Annotated in this window: 13 protein-coding genes; 11 read left to right on the forward strand and 2 right to left on the reverse strand. The window is 66.9% G+C overall.

Going from position 1 to position 18,807, the window contains the following annotated elements:
* Positions 1–28: 28 nt before the first annotated feature.
* From IB256_RS25305 to IB256_RS25320, 4 genes are read left to right on the forward strand one after another with little or no spacing between them, the layout of a single operon-like run.
* The gene (locus tag IB256_RS25305) at positions 29–1,618 is read left to right on the forward strand and encodes a TolC family protein (protein WP_192404554.1); all 1,590 of its coding nucleotides are present in this window, start codon (positions 29–31) and stop codon (positions 1,616–1,618) included.
* The gene (locus tag IB256_RS25310; RefSeq protein ID WP_138214358.1) at positions 1,605–2,381 is read left to right on the forward strand and encodes an efflux RND transporter periplasmic adaptor subunit; all 777 of its coding nucleotides are present in this window, start codon (positions 1,605–1,607) and stop codon (positions 2,379–2,381) included. Before IB256_RS25305 ends, IB256_RS25310 begins: the two co-directional genes overlap by 14 nt.
* Positions 2,374–3,714 carry an efflux RND transporter periplasmic adaptor subunit gene (locus IB256_RS25315; protein ID WP_192404556.1) on the forward strand — a complete coding sequence of 447 codons (1,341 nt, stop codon included), beginning with the start codon at positions 2,374–2,376 and terminating at the stop codon, positions 3,712–3,714. The genes IB256_RS25310 and IB256_RS25315 overlap by 8 nt, the downstream gene beginning before the upstream one ends.
* 5 nt (positions 3,715–3,719) lie before the next feature.
* The gene (locus IB256_RS25320) at positions 3,720–5,819 is read left to right on the forward strand and encodes an HlyD family efflux transporter periplasmic adaptor subunit (RefSeq protein ID WP_192295647.1); all 2,100 of its coding nucleotides are present in this window, start codon (positions 3,720–3,722) and stop codon (positions 5,817–5,819) included.
* Between the two features lie 96 nt (positions 5,820–5,915).
* Here the strand turns inward: IB256_RS25320 and panB are convergent, their stop codons facing one another.
* A complete protein-coding gene (gene panB, locus IB256_RS25325; protein ID WP_192295646.1) occupies positions 5,916–6,740 on the reverse strand; it encodes a 3-methyl-2-oxobutanoate hydroxymethyltransferase in 825 nt (274 codons plus the stop codon).
* 85 nt (positions 6,741–6,825) lie between these two features.
* Here panB and IB256_RS25330 point away from each other — a divergent pair, with 85 nt between their 5' ends.
* From IB256_RS25330 to IB256_RS25355, 6 genes are all read left to right on the forward strand, one after another.
* Entirely contained in the window at positions 6,826–7,620 is a 795-nt protein-coding gene (locus tag IB256_RS25330; protein ID WP_192404558.1) for an AraC family transcriptional regulator, read from the forward strand.
* Between the two features lie 159 nt (positions 7,621–7,779).
* A complete protein-coding gene (metE, locus tag IB256_RS25335; RefSeq protein ID WP_192404560.1) occupies positions 7,780–10,077 on the forward strand; it encodes a 5-methyltetrahydropteroyltriglutamate--homocysteine S-methyltransferase in 2,298 nt (765 codons plus the stop codon).
* Between the two features lie 188 nt (positions 10,078–10,265).
* A complete protein-coding gene (cobF, locus tag IB256_RS25340; protein ID WP_192295643.1) occupies positions 10,266–11,030 on the forward strand; it encodes a precorrin-6A synthase (deacetylating) in 765 nt (254 codons plus the stop codon).
* A gap of 154 nt (positions 11,031–11,184) precedes the next feature.
* A complete protein-coding gene (locus IB256_RS25345) occupies positions 11,185–11,751 on the forward strand; it encodes a cysteine dioxygenase family protein (protein ID WP_081516974.1) in 567 nt (188 codons plus the stop codon).
* A gap of 118 nt (positions 11,752–11,869) precedes the next feature.
* Positions 11,870–13,006 carry a two-component system response regulator gene (locus tag IB256_RS25350; protein ID WP_192295642.1) on the forward strand — a complete coding sequence of 379 codons (1,137 nt, stop codon included), beginning with the start codon at positions 11,870–11,872 and terminating at the stop codon, positions 13,004–13,006.
* A gap of 39 nt (positions 13,007–13,045) precedes the next feature.
* Entirely contained in the window at positions 13,046–17,017 is a 3,972-nt protein-coding gene (locus IB256_RS25355; protein ID WP_192404562.1) for a response regulator, read from the forward strand.
* Between the two features lie 10 nt (positions 17,018–17,027).
* Here IB256_RS25355 and IB256_RS25360 read toward each other — a convergent pair whose 3' ends face one another.
* On the reverse strand, positions 17,028–17,804 hold the full coding sequence (locus IB256_RS25360) for an IclR family transcriptional regulator (RefSeq protein ID WP_081516971.1): 777 nt from the start codon (positions 17,802–17,804) through the stop codon (positions 17,028–17,030).
* 177 nt (positions 17,805–17,981) lie between these two features.
* On the opposite strand from IB256_RS25360, the gene IB256_RS25365 reads away from it, so the two are divergent.
* Entirely contained in the window at positions 17,982–18,740 is a 759-nt protein-coding gene (locus IB256_RS25365) for an ABC transporter substrate-binding protein (RefSeq protein WP_192382876.1), read from the forward strand.
* Positions 18,741–18,807: the final 67 nt, after the last annotated feature.

Consider the following 18,807-nt stretch of genomic DNA (forward strand, 5'->3'; position numbering starts at 1 on the left):
ACTCTTTAGGATCGATCAAGGACAGACTATGCCTGCCTACGCACTGAAATGCCTGAGCGCCACCATCACCGTCAGCCTCTTCCTCAGCGCCTGCTCGGCGTTCGAGCCCAAGCCCTACACCGAGGAGGAAATGCGCCAGCGGGTGATCGACGACCAGGCGCGGATGTACAAGGAGCAGGAGCCGGTCAGCGGGCCGATCACCTTCTACGAAGCCTCAGCGCGCGCCCTGAAATACAACCTCGACTACCGCCTGAAACTGCTGGAAAGCGCGCTCGCCTCCGACCTGCGTGACGTCACCAGCCACGAGATGCTGCCGCGGGTGGTCGCCTCCGCCGGCTACGCCGGGCGCAACAACGATTCGGGCGGCACCTCCATCGGCATCGAGGACCGCCAGGTCAGCCTGCGTCCGTCCACCTCGGAAGAGCGCTACCGCCAGCTCTACAGTCTCGGGCTGTCCTGGAGCCTGCTGGACTTCGGCGTCGCCTACTACCGCACCCAGCAGAAGAACGACCAGATGCTGATGGCCGAAGAGCGCCGCGAGAAGGTCGCGCAGAACGTCCTGCAGGACGTGCGCAACGCCTACTGGCGCGCGCTGGGCGCCCAGCGCCTGCTGCCGGAAGTGGACGGCCTGCTGATGCGCACCCACCGTGCCCTGACCTCCGCCCGCGAGGCCGAGGGCAAGGGCCTGCTGCCACGCCAGGACATCCTCGCCTACCAGCGCGCCCTGCTCGACTCGGTGTACATGCTCACCGTGCGCCGCCAGGACCTGGAATTCGCCCGCGCCGAACTGGCAGCGCTGATGTCGCTGCCGCCGAACACCAAAATGGTCCTGGCCGACCTCGGCGAACAGCCGCTGCCGCTGGTGACCAACAACGTCGAACAACTCGAACGCCTGTCGCTGGAACGCCGCCCGGAAATCATGGAGGAGTGGTACCGGAAGCGCGTCGACATGAACGACCTGAAGATCGCCAAGGCCCAGCTGTGGCCCAACGTGAGCTTCAACTACGGCTACGAGTACGACTCCAACAAGTACCTGTACAACAACGACTGGAACCAGACCGGCATCAATGTCTCGATGAACCTGCTGCGCCTGGCGCAGTACCCGGACATCAAGGCCGCCGAGGCCAGCCAGGAAAAGACCGACGACATGCGCCGCACCGCGCTGTCCATGGCCATCCTCACCCAGGTCCGCGTCGGCCTGCTGCGCTACCAGCTGGCCAGGCAGGAAGTGGAGTTCGCCGACGAGAGCCTGCGCGTCGATCAGAGCCTGCTCAGCTACGCCCAGTCCGCCCGTGGCGCCGCCCTGGGCAGCGAACTGGAGCTGATCCGCGCCGAGGGGCGCTTCCTGCTCTCGCGCTACCAGCGCGAAGCCGCCTACTCCGACGCCCAGGCCGCCTGGGGCCGGCTGTACAACTCGGTGGGCTTCGAGGTGATGCCCAGGGAAATCGAGAACCACGACGTGAAGACCCTGGCGCGGGAAATCCAGCGCACGCTGGAGCAGCAAACCAGCACCAACCTGCTCGCCAGCAGCGGCGCCACGACCATGAAATCAACCGTTCAACCGACCGCTGGGCAAGCATCCGCAGGGCAGAAGGAAATCGCCAATGCCGCGCAGTAAGCCGTACCTGCTCCTCCCGTTGTGCCTGATGTTGCTCCAGCCGGCGCTGGCCGATGACGCCCCCAGCGGCCTGCCGCCACTGCCCGACAACCAGGACCCCGGCGCTATCCGCGTGCTGCTGGTGTCCAACCTGGAAACCACCCTCTCCGCGCAGATGAACGGCACCCTCGGTGCGCTCAAGGCAAGCCTGGGCGACAAGGTCGCCAAGGATGCCGAGCTGGCCCAGCTCAACTGCGTGGAGGTCAACGCCCGCGCCAAGGTTGCTGCCGCCGAACTGAACATGGCCCGCTCCAATCTTGCCGCCAAGCAGAACCTGCGCAAGCTCGATGCCGTGGGCGACCTCGAAGTCGCCATGGCCAACACCGAGGTGCAGAAGGCCGACGGCGCCCTCACCCTGGCCCGCGCCCAGGCCGGCTACTGCCTGGTCGACGCGCCCTTCTCCGGGCGCATCGCCAAGGTCTACGTCAAACCCTACCAGACGGTGACGGCCGGCACGCCGCTGTTCGATCTGGTCAGCGATGGCGCACTGAAGGTCCGCCTCAATGTGCCCTCGTCCATGCTGCCCAGCCTGCGTCCGGACATGCCGCTGGAAGTGGACATCCACGAAACCGGCAAGCACTACCCGGCCAAGGTCAGCGTGATCAACGCGCGGGTCGACGCCGTGGCGCAGACCGTGGAGCTGGAAGCGAAGCTCGACGCCAGCTACCCCGAACTGATCGCCGGCATGAGCGGGGTCGCGCGCTTCCCCGAAAGCCATGAGTGAGCTGCTGCCGCCACCCCAGCTGCTGCTGAGCCTGGCCAATGTGCGCGACAAGGCGCTGACGGCCGACTCCCTCGGCGCCCTGGCCTTCAGCATCGCCAACGACCTGTTCCCGCTGCTGCGCTTCCACCAGGCGCTGGTGTTCGCCTGCCATGAATCGCGCAACGAACTGCTGGCAGTCTCCGGCCTGGCCAAGCCCACGGAAGACTCGCCTTATCTGGTCTGGCTGGAGCGCGCCAGCCGTTGGGTCGCCGCGCAGCTGCCCGACGCCACGCAGACCTGGCTGGCCCGCGACGCCCTCGAACCGCCCGCCGATATCGCCGAAGGCTGGAGCGAATGGTGGCCCGCCGGGCTCTGGTGCGTGCCGCTGCACGACCGTGCCGGCAAGCGTCTGGGGCTGGTGCTGTTCCTGCTCGACGAGCCGCCAGCGCGCAACCTGCAACCGCTGCTGCAAGGCATCTGGCAGACTTGGGCGCACGCCTGGGCATCGTTCGGGCCGCGCACCCGCCTGCGCTTCTGGCGGCCGAGCAAGCGCCAGGTGCTGGTCGGGGTGATCGCCCTGGCCGCTCTGCTGCTGATCCCGGTGCGGCAGACCGCCCTGGCGCCGGCGGAAATCGTCTCGCGCAACGCCCAAGTGATCAGTTCGCCGATCGACGGCGTGATAGTCCGGATGCTGGTGCGGCCGAACCAGAGCGTCGAGGTCGGCACGCCGCTCTTCGAGCTGGACGAAACCACCCTGCGCAGCCGCGCCGACGTGCTGGCCAAGGAAGTTGCCGTGGCCGACGCCGAACTCATGGCCGCCAGCCAGCGCGCCTTCGACAACCCGCAGAGCAAGAGCGAACTCTCGGTGCTCGACGGCCGCTCCCGCCAGCGCCGCGCCGAACTGGCCGCCGTGCAGGCGCAACTGGCGCGCACCCGCGTACTCGCGCCGCGCGCCGGCGTGGCCGTGTACAGCGACCCCAACGACTGGCTGGGCAAGCCGGTGGTGACCGGCGAACGCATCCTGCAGATCGCCGACCCGAAGGCACCAGGCATGCGCATCCAGCTGCCGGTGGCCGATGCCATCGCGCTGGAGCCGGGGGCACCCGTGGCGCTGTTCCTCACCGCCTACCCGCTCGACCCGCTGCACGGGGAAATCCTCGACACCAGCTACCAGGCCAAGCCCAGCGATGAAGGCGTGGCCTCCTACCGCCTGCTGGCCAGCGTGCAGGACGCCCCGCCCCATGCGCGCCTGGGCCTGCACGGCACTGCCAAGCTCTACGGCGAACGCGTGGTGCTCGGCTACTACCTGCTGCGCCGCCCGCTGGCGTCCCTGCGCGCCTGGACCGGCTGGTAGCGACGATGGACATTGCTGCCGAAGACCTGCCCACCCCGCCGCTGCGCGACGACCTGCGCCTGGACGAAGCCGCGCCCGGCCCGGACGGAGAGCCGGTGTGGGTGATCCAGGACAGCGTGCTCAACCGCTTCTACCGCATCGGCTGGCTGGAGTTCGAATGCCTGCTGCGCTGGGAACAGACGCCCCGGCAGATCAGCGAGCAGATCGCCGAGCAGACCGCGCTCAAGCCCGACGCCGAGCAAGTGCTGGGCTTCCGCCAGTTCCTCGAACACCACCAGCTGCTTCGTCCCGGCCCCGAGGCACTGGCGCGACTGGCCGCGCGCAGCGAAGGCAAGCAATGGACCACCTGGAACTGGTGGCTGCACCACTACCTGTTTTTCCGTATCCCGCTACTGCGCCCGCAGCGCTTCCTGCGCGCCATCGCCGGCAGCCTCGACTGGCTGTTCAACCGCTACGTGGCGATGCTGGTGCTGTTGCTCAGCCTAGCCGGCATCGTGCTGGTGGCGCACCAGTGGGACACCTTCACCCACGACGTGGTGGAGTCATTCTCCTTCGAGGGCCTGCTCAGCTTCGCCGCCGCGCTGGTGGTGGCGAAGACGCTGCACGAGCTGGGGCACGCGCTGGTGGCCACGCGACTGGGGCTGAAGGTCGCGCACATGGGCATCGCCTTCGTGGTGATGTGGCCGATGCTCTACACCGACACCGGCGAGAGCTGGAAGCTGCGCAGCAACCGCCAGCGCCTGGCGATTGCCAGCGCCGGGATCATCACTGAACTGGGCCTGGCCGGGTTGTCGACGCTGGGCTGGGCACTGGCCGACCCCGGCCCCTTCCGCAACGGGTTGCTGTACCTGGCGACCACCAGCTGGGCGCTGTCGCTGGCCCTGAACGCCAGCCCCTTCATGCGCTTCGACGGCTACTTCATCTTCTCCGACCTGCTGGACTTCCCCAACCTGCACGAACGCGCCGGCGCCCTGGCGCGCACCACGCTGCGGCGCAACCTGCTGGGGCTGGATGAGCCCTGGCCGGAGCATTTCCCCACCGGCAAGCGCCGCCTGCTGGTGGCTTTCGCCTTCGGTACCTGGGTCTACCGCCTGCTGCTGTTCCTCGGCATCGCCGTGGCGGTCTACTACTTCTTCTTCAAACTGCTGGGGATCTTCCTGTTCGCCGTGGAAATCAGCTGGTTCATCGTTCAGCCTGTGTGGCGCGAACTCAAGGTCTGGTGGCAGCGCCGTGCGGAAGTGAAGCCGCGGCGCAAGCTGGTGTTCCTCGCGCTGCTCGGCGCCATCGTCCTGCTGCTCGCCATTCCCTGGCGCACCCAAGTGCATGCCATGGGCGTGGCGCGTGCGGCGCAGCAGTTGCACGTCTACGCGCCCTTCCCTGCGCTGCTGCGCGACCTGCGCCCGGGTGGCGAAGTCGGCAAGGGGGAAACCCTGGCGGTGATGGAGGAGCCCGACATTGCCGCCAAGGTAGCTGGCAGCGAGGCGAGCATCCGCGGTTTCCAGGGGCGGCTGGCGGGGATGCTGGCCGACCCGTCCGGTCTCTCCGAGGAAGCCGTCACCCGCCAGCGCCTGGGCGTGGAGTACCAGCAGGCCCGCGCCGCCCGCAACGAAATGGCCCGTCTCAACCTGCAGGCGCCCTTCAGCGGACGCTGGATGGACGTCAACCCGGACTGGAAGCCCGGCCAGTGGATCAACACCCGCGAGCCCATCGGCGTACTGGTGGACCCGCAGCACTGGCTGGTGGACGCCTACGTCAAACAGGACGAAGTGCAACGCCTCACCGACGGCGGCCATGTGCGTTTCTACCCCGAAGGCGTGCCGCGCCCCATCGAGGGCCAGGTGGTGCTGATCGGCACCACGCGCATCAGCCAGCTGGAACATCCGATGCTCGCCTCGCGCTACGGCGGCCCGCTGAACGTCAATCCGCAGGGCGAGGCACTGGTGCCCAACCCGGCACTGTTCCATGTGCTGGTAAGGCTCGACGAGCCGCCACCGGGCCTTCACGAAACCCGTGGCCACCTGCAGATCGAGGGGACGCGGCGCAGCTGGCTGGGCGAGGGTTTCACCCGGTTGCTGGCGGTGGCATTGCGCGAGAGCGGGTTCTAGCGCCGGAGCTTTCCTGCCGGAGCGCGCCATGCGCGCGATTGCGGCATGGCCCGGCCCTGCAGATTGATGTTCCGTGCTCTTGGCCCCGCGCCGGGCTCACTCCTTCGCCATGCCGAAACAATGCCGCGCCTGCGGGAACTGGCGCTCACGCACCTCGCTGGCAAAGCGTTCGGCCGCCGCGCCGATCAGTTCGTCCACCCGCACGTACTGCTGCGCGAAGCGCGGAATCTGCTCGCCGGACAGCCCGAGCATGTCCTCGGTCACCAGCACCTGCCCTGCGCAGGCAGGTGAAGCGCCGATGCCGATCACCGGGATCTCCAGCCGCTCGCAGACCTGTCGCGCCACTGGCTCCAGCACGCCTTCGAGCACCACGCTGAAGGCCCCGGCGGCAGCGATGGCATCCGCGTCGCGCAACACCCGCGCAACGCCGGTTTCCTCCTTGCCCTGCACCTTGAAACCACCGAGGGCGTTGACCTTCTGCGGCATCAGGCCGATATGCGCCATCACTGGAATACCGCGCTCGACCAGGAAGGCTATGGTCTCGGCCATCTCCGCGCCCCCTTCCAGCTTCACCGCCTGCGCGCCACTCTCGGCAAGCACCCGCGCGGCGGCGATAAACGCCTGCTGCGGCGAGGCCTGGTAGCTGGCGAAGGGCATGTCCACCACCACGCAGGCCCGTTGCGAGCCCCGGACTACGGCGGCGCCGTGGACAATCATCATGTCGAGGCTGACGGCCAGCGTGTGCGGCATGCCGTAGAGCACCATGCCCAGCGAGTCCCCTACCAGCAGCACATCGACGTGCGGGTCGAGCAGCCGCGCCATGGGCGCCGAGTAGGCGGTCAGCACGACCAGACTGCCGGGCTCGCGGCGTTGGCGGATGTCCAGGATCGACAGGCGTTGTTGCAGGCGATGGCTGCTCATGGTGCTCTCCACGGATGGCTGATATTGGCCGGGGAAGACGCTACCATCGGCCCTCCATGACCCACTTCCGACAGTGAGACAAGCTATGCCGCCAGCGGGACAGGATGCTTTGGCACTTCCCGGCTTCACGTCGCTGCCCCGCCCCGTGTGGCTGCGCGCCTTCGACATGCCCGCCGGCCACGAGGTGGAGCCCCATTCTCACCCCTGGGGGCAACTGATGTACGCCGCCAGCGGCGTGCTTGAGGCGGCGACCGAGCAGTACGCCTGCGTGATTCCACCACGCCGGGCGATGTGGCTGCCGGCGGGCGTTCGCCACAGCGCGCGGGCGCGCACGCTGGTGGTCCACCGCAGCTTCTACCTGGCCCCGGAACTGGCCGTCGGCCTGGGCCCGTGCCGCGTGCTGGAAATCTCGCCGCTGCTGGACAACCTCATCCAGCGCGCCAGCGAATTCTCCCACGACTACCCCGACGAGGGCCCGGAAGCGCGCCTCATGCAGGTACTGGTGGACGAGCTGCACAGCGCGCCAGACTCCGGCCTGGCCCTGCCGCTGCCGCGTGATGCCCGCCTGCGGCGCGTCACCGATCACTTGCAGGAGCACCCCGGCGAGCGCCTGGGCATCGAGGACTGGGCGCAGCGCGTCGGCGCTTCAAGGCGCACGCTGGCGCGGCTGTTCCGTGACGAGACCGGGCTGTCGTTCCGCGAATGGCGCGAGCGGGTGCGCCTGCTGGCGGCCCTGCCGAGGCTGGAACGCGGCGAGTCGGTGACACTCATTGCCGGCGAGTTGGGCTACGAGTCCACCTCGGCGTTCATCGAGCTGTTCCAGCGCCAGCTCCACACCTCGCCTGGAGCTTTGGCGCGGCAAATGCGGGCAGGAAGGTAATCGCCCGTCAGAGCGTCCCTGGGACGGGCCAGCGCAGCACCAAGCAGAACGGGCGACGAACATGAGAGTTACTTATGTTCATCACAAGAACAATGAGTTTGTCTCATGAAGGCTGCGCCGGGAGAATTTCCCCATCGTTGATTCAATGGAGAGATTCACATGGCGCTGGCACACAACCTCGGCTTTCCCCGCATCGGCCGCGACCGCGAGCTGAAGAAAGCCCAGGAAGCCTTCTGGAAGGGCGAGCTGGACGAAGCCGGCCTGCGCGCCATTGGCCGCGAGCTGCGTGCCGCCCACTGGCAGGTGCAGAAGAACGCCGGCATCGAGCTGCTGCCGGTGGGCGACTTCGCCTGGTACGACCAGGTGCTGACCCACTCGCTGACCTTCGGCGTGATCCCCGAGCGCTTCCGCGCCCATGGCGAAGCCAAGCCCACCCTGCAGACCCTGTTCGCCATGGCGCGAGGCGTCAGTACGGGATGCTGCGGCGCGCATGCCCAAGAGATGACCAAGTGGTTCGACACCAACTACCACTACCTCGTCCCCGAGTTCAGCGCTGACCAGCAGTTCGAACTGAGCTGGGAGCAGCTGTTCGAGGAAGTGGAGGAAGCCCACGCTCTCGGCCATCAGGTGAAACCGGTGGTAATCGGCCCACTGACCTACCTCTGGCTGGGCAAGACCAAAGGGGCCGACTTCGACAAGCTCGACCTCGTGGAGCGCCTGCTGCCGCTCTACGGCCAGATTTTCCGCCGCCTTGCCGCGCAAGGCGTGGAGTGGGTGCAAATCGACGAACCGATCCTCGCCCTCGACCTGCCGCAGGACTGGAAGAATGCCTTCGAACGCACCTACAACCTGCTGCAGAGCGAGCCGCTGAAGAAGCTGGTGGCCACCTACTTCGGCGGCCTGGACGACAACCTGGGCCTGGCCGCCGGCCTGCCCGTGGACGGCCTGCACCTCGACCTGGTGCGCGCACCAGAGCAGTTCCCGACCATCCTCGACCGCCTGCCGGCCTACAAGATTCTTTCCCTCGGCGTGGTCAACGGCCGCAACGTCTGGCGCTGCGACCTGGAGAAGAGCCTGGAAGTGCTGCGCCACGCCCATGAGCGGGTGGGAGATCGCCTGTGGGTTGCGCCGTCCTGCTCGCTGCTGCACAGCCCGGTGGACCTGGAGCGCGAGGACCAACTGGATGCCGAGCTGAAGAGCTGGCTGGCCTTTGCCGTGCAGAAGTGCGCCGAAGTCGCCCTGCTCGCCCGTGCCGTCAATCAACCCGAGGCGCCGGAAGTCATCGCCGCGCTGGAGCAGAGCCGCACCGTGCAGGCCAGCCGCGCCGCCTCGCCACGCATCCACAAACCGGAGGTGAAGGCCCGCCTCGCGGCGGTGAAAGCCGCCGACTGCCAGCGCCAGTCGCCCTTTGCCCAGCGCATCGTCAAGCAACGCGCCGGCCTGAACCTGCCGGATTTCCCCACCACCACCATCGGCTCCTTCCCGCAGACCTCGGCTATACGCCTGGCGCGCCAGGCCTTCAGGCAGGGCAAGCTCAGCATCGCCGACTACACCCAGGCCATGCACAGCGAAATCCGCCATGCCGTGGTGATCCAGGAAAACCTCGGGCTCGACGTACTGGTGCACGGCGAGGCCGAGCGCAACGACATGGTCGAGTACTTCGCCGAGCAGCTCGACGGCTACCTCTTCACCCGCTTCGGCTGGGTGCAGAGCTACGGCTCGCGCTGCGTGAAACCGGCGGTGATCTTCGGCGACCTGAGCCGCCCGAAAGCCATGACCGTGGCCTGGATCCGCTACGCGCAGAGCCTTACCAGCAAGGTGATGAAAGGCATGCTGACCGGCCCGGTGACCATGCTGATGTGGTCCTTCCCGCGCGAGGACGTCTCCCGCGAAACCCAGGCGCGCCAGCTGGCCCTGGCGATCCGCGACGAGGTCGTCGACCTGGAGCGCGCCGGTATCAGGATCGTGCAGATCGACGAAGCCGCCTTCCGCGAGGGCCTGCCACTGCGCCGCAGCGACTGGGGCCGCTACCTCGACTGGGCCACCGAAGCCTTCCGCCTGTGCGCCTCCGGCGTGCGCGACGAAACCCAGATCCACACCCACATGTGCTACAGCGAGTTCAACGACGTGATCGAATCCATCGCCGCCATGGACGCCGACGTGATCACCATCGAAACCTCGCGCTCGGACATGGAGCTTCTGGAAGCCTTCGAGAAGTTCGAGTACCCCAACGAAATCGGTCCGGGCGTCTACGACATCCATTCGCCACGTGTGCCGGGCAAGGACGAGATGGTCAAGCTGCTGCGCAAGGCCGCGCAACGGATTCCCGCCGAGCGCCTGTGGGTCAACCCCGACTGCGGCCTGAAGACCCGTGCCTGGCCGGAAACGGAAGCGGCGCTGGTGAACATGGTCGCGGCCGCCCGCGAGCTGCGCAAGGATGTGGCGCTGCTGGGCTGAGCCGACCTGGCGCTCCACCCATCCTGCCTGACCCGCCCTACGGTGACGCCGCGCCAGCCCCGTAGGGCGCAAACGCCCCAGGCGTTATCCGCCCTACGCTTCTGCTACCGCGGCGATCCGGCAGATGAGCGTGGCGCCGGACAGGCGTAATCTGGTGCCCCTCCGGACGAAGGCACGCAGGACCAGACATGAAGCAGCTGCTCATCATCGGCATCGGCGCGGGCGACCCTGAATACCTCACGGTGCAGGCGATCAACGCGATGAACCGCGCGGACGTGTTCTTCCTCATGGACAAGGGCGCGGCCAAGGACAAGCTGATCCAGCTGCGCCGCGACATCCTCCAGCGCTACGTCTCCCGCAGCGATTACCGCATCGTCGCAGCCGAGAGCCCCGAACGCGTGCGCGAAGGCGACTACACCGGACAGGTACGCGACCTCAACCAGGCCAGGCAGCAGGTGTTCGAGCGGCTGATCGAAGACGACCTGCAGGACGGCCAGTGCGGCGCCTTCCTCGTCTGGGGCGACCCGTCGCTCTACGACAGCACGCTGCGCATCCTCGATGCGATCCTGCGCGGGGGCCGGGTGAGCTTCGACTACCAGGTCATCCCCGGCATCACCAGCGTGCAGGCGTTGGCCGCGCGCCACCGGGTGCCACTGAATGCCATCGGCCAGTCGGTACAGATCACCACCGGCCGCCGTCTGGCCGAGGGATTTCCGGCCAACGCCGAGAGCGTCGTGGTGATGCTCGACGCAGAAGACACCTACCGCCAGCTGGACGACCCGGAACTGGAAATCTACTGGGGCGCCTACGTCGGCACGCCAGACGAGATTCTTCGTAGCGGGCGGCTCGTCGAGGTCGGCGGCGATATCCAGCGCACCCGCCAGGCGGCCCGCGAGGCCAACGGCTGGATCATGGACACCTACCTGCTGCGGCGCGCGCCGAAGGACGCCTGAGCCCACACGCAGGGCGCATGACGGACACGGGGTGATCCGCCGAAATGGCGGATAACCCGTGCCGGATTAAGCGCCCTACCGTTCTGAGCAGGCTCGACAAAAGCGGCTAGAGTGATTTCGTTGTGTCGACAACGCCCGCCGGAGCGCACCGCTCATGCCCAACGTCAGCCTCGCCCGCTTCATCGAACACGCCACCCAGCTCAGCCGGCAGGAATCCGAACCCTGCCAGTGCGTCGCCTCCCTGGCGCCCTTCATGATGGAGCTGCTGGCCCATGCCGGCGACTTCCTCGAAGCGCACCACTACCAGAGCGACCCGTTCCACTACGCGCGCAACCTGGTCTACCAGGCGCCGGACGACAACCTCTCGCTCTACGCCCTGGTCTGGTCGCCGGGCCAGTGGACGCCGGTGCACGACCACGGCAGCTGGGGCGTGGTGGGCATAGTCGAGGGCGTGCTGGAGGAGCGCAGCTACGTCTGCCTGTCCGCCGACCGTAACCGCGACGAGGGCATCGAACTGGTCAAGGGCGGCATGATCCTGCTGCCGCCCGGCGCGGTCACCAGCTTCGTCCCCAACCCCGACCACATCCACGTCACCGGCGTTCCCGCCGACCGTCCGCGCGCGGTCAGCCTGCACCTTTACGGGCGGATGATGAACAACTACCACATCTATGACGTCGAGGCCGGCACGCGGCATTTCGTCGAGGTCGAGCACAACGGCTGAAACACCCGCCGAACACGCCTGCCGGATCACCCCGGAGGCTTGCCCGGCGCGATCTATACTCACACCGGCGCGCGGGCAGGAAGTCCCGCAGCGCTTGCCCTGTGGCGGAGGATGGTCAATGAATGCACCTGGTCCCGTTGTTCGTCCGACGATCCTGATCGTCGACGATGCTCCCGAGAACCTCACGCTCCTCTCGGAACTGCTCAAGCTGCTGTACCGCGTCAAGGCAGCGCGAACCGGCGAGAAGGCACTGCAGATCGCAAAGTCCGACGATCCGCCGGATCTCATCCTGCTGGACGTGATGATGCCAGGCATGAACGGTTTCGAAGTCTGCCGGCGCCTGCGCGAAGACCCCCGCACGCAGCGCATCCCGGTGATCTTCATCACCGCCCAGGTCGCCGCCGACGAGGAAATCCGCGGCCTGGAGCTGGGCGCGGTGGACTACCTGACCAAGCCGATCAATCCGCCCACCGTGCTGATGCGCGTGGACAACCAGTTGCGCATCAAGGCCGCCGCTGACTTCCTGCGTGACCAGAACGAATTCCTCGAACAGGAAGTGCAACGACGCACCCGCGAGCTGGCGGCCATTCAGGACGTCACCATCATCGCCATGGCATCCCTGGCGGAGACCCGCGACAACGAGACCGGCAACCACATCCGTCGTACCCAGCACTACGTCAGCGCGCTGGCCGAACACCTGCAGCAGCACCCACGCTTCGCCGCCGAGCTGAATGAGGAAACCCGCCAGCTGCTGTTCAAATCGGCGCCGCTGCACGATATCGGCAAGGTCGGCATCCCCGACCATATCCTGCTCAAGCCCGGCAAGCTCACTGCCGAGGAGTTCGAGCTGATGAAGACCCACACGACCCTGGGGCTCGAAGCCCTGGAGAAGGCCGAAGAGCGCCTGGGCATGGACGTGCCCTTCCTGCGCCTGGCCAAGCAGATCGCTTACGGCCACCACGAGAAATGGGACGGTAGCGGCTACCCGCAGGGCCTGGCCGGCGATGCGATCCCGCTGTCGGCGCGGCTGATGGCGGTGGCCGATGTCTACGACGCGCTGATCAGCAAGCGCATCTACAAATCGCCGATGACCCACGCCAGCGCCGTGGACTTCATCCGAAGCCAGCGCGGCCAGCACTTCGATCCGGATATCACCGATGCCTTCCTCGCCCTGCAGGACAGCTTCCGCGGTATCGCCGAGCGCTTCAACGACGGCGCGCAGGCTGCCCCCATTCCGGCACCGGCCAGGGTCTGATTCGCAGCGCATACGGCAAACCTGCCTGGAGGCGGCCCCATGTTGACTCCGCTCGGCTTTCTTCAGCGCCTGAGGCTGCGCACCCGGCTGGCGCTCGGGTTCGGCGGCATCCTGCTGCTCGCCCTGTTCCTCGGTCTCTACGGCCTGCACGTGCAGCGTCAGCAGATCGAACAGATCAACGTGATCTACGAGAAAGAGATGCTCGGCCTCTCGCACATCGAGGCAGCCCGCGTCGCCCTGGCGGGCATGGGGCGCAGCATCCGCCAGTTCGTCCTGGCCGCCGACGAGAACGGCCGAGCGCAGGCGGTCAAGCAGTTCAACGAGGTTCGCAGCAACCTGCGCGAGGAAATCGAACTGGCGCGGCCGCTCATCTACCGGACCTCCGCCCAGCAGGGGCTGGTGCGATTCGAGGCCGCCTACGAGGAGTATCAGGACCAGATCAAGCACGTCCTGGAGCTCAACGACCAGCCTATCCGCCACGGACAAGCCACTGACCTGGGCGCCATCGCCCTGCTCTCCTCCACCGCACTGCAACGGCCGGGCGAGGTGGCCAACCAGGCGCTGGCCGAGGTGGCTCAGGTCAAGCGCCAGGGCGCCGATCTGGAAGTGAACCTGGCCACGGAGCGCTTTTACCGCAGTGTCCAGCTGACCATCTGGCTTCTGGTGCTGGGCCTGGGCGGCGGCGTGCTGTTCGGCATCCTGATCAGCCAGTCGATTCGCCGGCCGGCCGATCAGCTGCGGTTCTCGGTGGATGCCCTGAGCAAGGGCGAGCTGGATGTACAGGTGCCGTTCCAGGATTATCCCAACGAAGTCGGCGAAATGGCGCGGGCGATCACCGCCCTGCAGTCCGAAGCGCAACAGATGGCCGATCAGCGCTGGGTGAAGACTCAGGTGGCGACGCTCAGCGGGCAGATGCAGTCGGTCGCCGGCTCCAGCGAGCTGGGCGATCGCACCCTGGCCGCCCTCGCGCCGCTGCTTGCGCTGCGCCGCGCCTCGCTGCACATCCACGCGCAGGACAGCGAGGAGCTGGTCCTGCTGGGCAGCTACGCAGCGCCGCCGGATCTGCCCCGGCGCCTGCCCCTGGGCCAGGGCCTGATCGGCCAGTGCGCCAAGCAGCGCGCGCCGATCCACCTGCACCAGCCTGACCGTCAGCAGGAGGGCGAGTACGCGCCGCCGCTTTTCCTCGACATACTGCCGCTGATCCATGGCGAGCGCCTGGTCGGCGTATTGGCACTGGAAAGCCTGCAAGTGCGGGAGGCGAGCCAGAGGTCGCTGCTGGACGAGTTCGCGCCGTTGCTGGCGATGAACCTGGAAATCCTCGAGCGCAACTCGCGCACTGAGCAATTGCTCAAGGAGACCCTGAGCCAGGCGGAACTGATGGAGCAGCAGGCCGCTGCCCTGCAGGAAAGCGAGAAGCGCCTGCAGTACATCCTCGACTGCAGCCCGGTCAGCGTGGCCATCGCCACCCGCGACCGCCTGCACCTGGTGAACCCGGCATTCAGCGAGAACTTCGGCCTGAAAGTCGGCGACGCAGCGGCTGGCCTGTATGTCGAGATGGCGGAGCGCGAGTCGGTCTGGAACGACATGCTGGCCGGCGAACAGATGATCGAGCGCGAAGTCCGCATGTACGACAGCCAGGGTGGCGAGCGCGACATCCTCGCGACCTACCTGCCGGTCCTTCACCATGGCGAGCCCGCCGTGCTCGCCTGGCTGTACGACATCACCGCACGCAAGCTGGTCGAGCAGCAGACACATCGCGCCAAGGAGCTGGCCGAGGAAGCGACGCGGGCCAAGAGCGAGTTCCTCGCCAACATGAGCCATGAAATCCGCACGCCGATGAATGTGATCATCGGCATGAGCAGCCTCGCCCTGAAAAGCGGGCTCGACACTCGCCAGTACAATTACGTGCAGAAGGTCCACCGCTCCGCCGAGGGCCTGCTCGGCATCATCAACGACATCCTCGACTTCTCGAAGATCGAAGCCGGGATGATGAGCGTGGAGCACGTCGAATTCCGTCTGGAGGACGTGCTGGAGCAGTTCTCCGCGCTGGTCGGCTTCAAGGCCGAGGAAAAATCCCTCGAACTGCTGTTCCAGCTCGACCAGCGACTGCCCACCTCGCTGGTGGGCGACCCACTGCGTCTGGGGCAGATCCTGCTGAACCTGGGCAACAACGCGGTGAAGTTCACCGAGCTCGGGGAGATCGTCCTGGGCATCGAGCCGGCAGTGATCGGCAGCGACGTCACCGAGCTGCACTTCTGGCTGCGCGACACCGGCATCGGCATGACCGCCGAGCAATGCGCGCGCATGTTCCAGTCGTTCATCCAGGCCGACACCTCCACCTCCCGCCGCTATGGCGGCACCGGGCTGGGGCTGTCGATCTCCAAGAGTCTGGTGGAGCTGATGGGCGGGCGCATCTGGGTGGAGAGCGAGCCGGGCAAGGGCTCGGTGTTCCACTTCCATGCCCACTTCGGCATCCCCGAAACTGCCGCGCCCCGGCGCATGCTGCGGGCGGACGAACTGCTCGGCGTGCGCGCCCTGGTGGTCGACGACAACGCCTCGGCGCGGGAGATTCTCTCGGGCATGGCTCTCAGCTACGGGCTGGAAGTGGACGTCGCGCGCAACGGCAGCGAAGCACTGGAATGGATCAGCGAAGCCGAACAGCGGCAGTTGCCGTATCAACTGGTGCTGGTGGACTGGCAGATGCCGGGCATGGATGGCATCGAAGTGGTCGCACGCCTGCACGAGGGCCACTGCGAGAGCGTCCCGGCAGTGATCATGGTCACCGCCTTCGGCCGCGAAGAAGCGCTGGACGCCGCGCAGCAACGCGGCGTAGAGCTGGGCACGGTGCTGACCAAGCCAGTGACGCCCTCTACCCTGCTGGAGTCGATCAACATCGCCCTGGGCAAGGAGAGCGTCGTCGAGCCACGCAGCCGTGAGCGCCAGAGCGCCACGGACGAGGCGTTGGCCCGTGTCGCCGGCAGCCGGGTATTGCTGGTGGAAGACAATGAGCTGAACCAGGAGCTGGCGATGGAGTTGCTGGGCGACGCCGGCATTGAGATCGTGCTGGCCTGCAACGGCCAGGAAGCGCTGGACCGGCTGGCCACCGACACGCGCTTCGACTGCGTGCTGATGGACTGCCAGATGCCGGTGCTCGATGGATACGCGGCCACCCAGGCGCTGCGCCAGCGCCCGGAACTGGCGCAACTGCCAATCATTGCCATGACCGCCAACAACATGGCCGGTGATCGTGAACTGGCGTTGGCCGCGGGAATGAACGACCACATTGCCAAGCCCATCGACCCGCCCGCGATGTTCCTCACCCTGTCGCGCTGGATCGCTCCCCGGCAGCGGCAAACCAGCGGCGCAGCGGCGCCTGCACCGGTGGAGAGGCAGATTGGCGACCTCGACCTGCCAGGCATCGATACCCATGCCGGACTGGCGACCTGCGCCGGCAAGACCGCGCTCTACGAACGGCTGCTACAACGTTTTGGTACCAGCTACCGGGATTTCATTGGCGAGTTTCGCGCCCTCGACTCGGCAGCCGATCCGACCGCCCGCCGCCGGACCGCTCATACCCTGCGCGGCGCGGCAGCCAACATAGGCGCCCTGGAACTGGCCAGGGCCGCCACGGCGCTGGAGGAGGCCTGCCAGGCCAGCGCATCCGAGGAAGCGATCTCGCGCCTGCTGTTCGAGCTGCAAGCACAGCTGGAAAGAGTGCTGGCCGGCCTGGCGACGCGTACCGCTCCGCCGCTCGAACAGCCGGCGGCGCCGGGGCTGTCCCCAGCGCAGATCAGCAGCCTGCTCCGGCAATTGCACGCCCTGCTCGAAGACAGCGACACCGGCGCCGGCGAGCTGGTCGGCCGGCTGGGCAGCGCTTTCGCTGACCCGCTACGGGCCGGGCTGCTGCGGGAAATAACCGAAGCCGTCGAGGGCTTCGACTACGAGCGCGCCCTGGCGCAACTGCAACGGCTGCTGGACGCGACACCCGAGCCCCTGCAGCCGCAAGCCTGAGCGTGCGGCCTCAGAGCGTCCTGATCGAGGTGCTGATCGCCCGTGCGCACTCGATGGCCGCCGGCGCCAGGCGGCGCTCGGCGTCCTCGCGGGTCCAGCGACTGGTGGGCGCCACCACGTGCACCGAAGCCACCGGGCGGCCCTGGCTGTTGCGCACCGGCGCGGCGACCGCCATGTCGCCCAGGAACAGCTCCTCGCTGTTGATCGCATAGCCCTTGCGGCGGATCTCGGCGATTTCCGCGAGGATTTCCTCCAGCGAGGTGCGGGTGTATTGGGTATGGCTGGACAGGTCGCTGCCCTGCAGCAGTTCCAGCACCTCGTCATCACTCAGCGCACTGAGGAAAGCGCGGCCCGAGGCGGTGCAGTACATGGGGATCCGGCTGCCGATGGGCAGGTGGATCGGGATGAACTTCGGCCCCACGAAGCGCGCGACGTAAAGCATGTCGGTGCGCACCGGCTCGGTGAGGTTGGTGGTCTCGCCGGTGGTCTGCGCCAGCTCCGCGAGGAAGGGATTGGCGACGTCCACCAGGGTGTCGGCGGCGAGGTAGTTGTAGCCGATCTCCATCACCTGCGGCGTCAGCTGGAAGCGCTTGGTCTGCGGGTGCTTGCTGACGTATCCCAGTGCTTCGAGCGTGTGGATCATCCGCTGCGCCGAGCTCTTGGTGATGTCGGCGGCCTCGGCTACCTCCGCCAGGTTCATGGTGCGGTTGCGCGCGTTGAAGCCGCGCAGCACGGCCAGGCCCTTCTCCAGCGACTGGTTGAACAGGCTGTTTTCGTTGTCGCTCATATCTCTTCCTTGGGAAGGATCACGCCTTTTTCAGGCTATTAATATCGATATGCGATATTTATAAATCTCTTTACGATTCTTGTAAATCATTTATATTGCAGCCAACGCCTCCTGCCGATACTCGAGGCCATCCATAACGCATAAAGACAACAAACCGCGTCAAATGGGAGTTCACCAATGCATCCTCGCCTCCGCGTGTTTTCCTGCGCCCTCGCGCTCGTCGCCAGCTGCGCTGCATCCTTCGCCGCCCAGGCCGAACCTCTGAAAGTCGGGGCTACTGCCACCGGCGTGCCTTTCACCTTCCTCGACGTCAAGACCAACAGCATCCAGGGCATGATGGTCGACTCGGCCCAGGCCGTGGCCAAGGCCGGCGGCTTCGACGTGGAAATCGCCCAGACCACCTTCGCCGCGCTGATTCCCTCGCTCACCGCGAAGAAGATCGACCTGATCTCCGCCGCCATGCTGCGCACGCCCGAGCGGGAGAAAGTGGTGCAGTACTCCGATCCGGTGTTCGAGTACGGCGAAGGCCTGGTGGTGCGCGCTGACGACGACAAGGCCTACACCAGCATGGATGACTTCAAGGGCGAAGTGGTCGGCGCGCAGGTCGGCACCATCTTCATCGACAAGCTCAACCAGCGCGGCATCTTCAAGGAAGTGCGCGGCTACGACTCCCTCGCCGACCTCACCCGCGACCTGGCACTGGGCCGGATCAAGGCCGGCTTCGGCGACCACCCGATCCTCGCCTACCAGATGGCCAAGGGCAGCCTGAAGAAGGTCCGCCTGGTGGACAGCTACCAGCCGCAGATCAAGGGCGAAGTCTGCCTGATCCTGCGCCAGGGCGACCCGCAGCTGCTCGCCCAGGTCAACCGGGGCATCGCCAGCATCAAGGCCGACGGCACCCTCGCCGCCATCATCGGCAAGTGGCACCTGGACTGACGTCCGCCTTTCTTCACGCCGCACCCAAGACTGACCCGCACCTTTCGCCGGAGCCCCGCGCCCGGTG

Origin of the sequence: Pseudomonas sp. PDM17 (genome assembly GCF_014851985.1) — a bacterium.
Taxonomy (GTDB): domain Bacteria; phylum Pseudomonadota; class Gammaproteobacteria; order Pseudomonadales; family Pseudomonadaceae; genus Pseudomonas.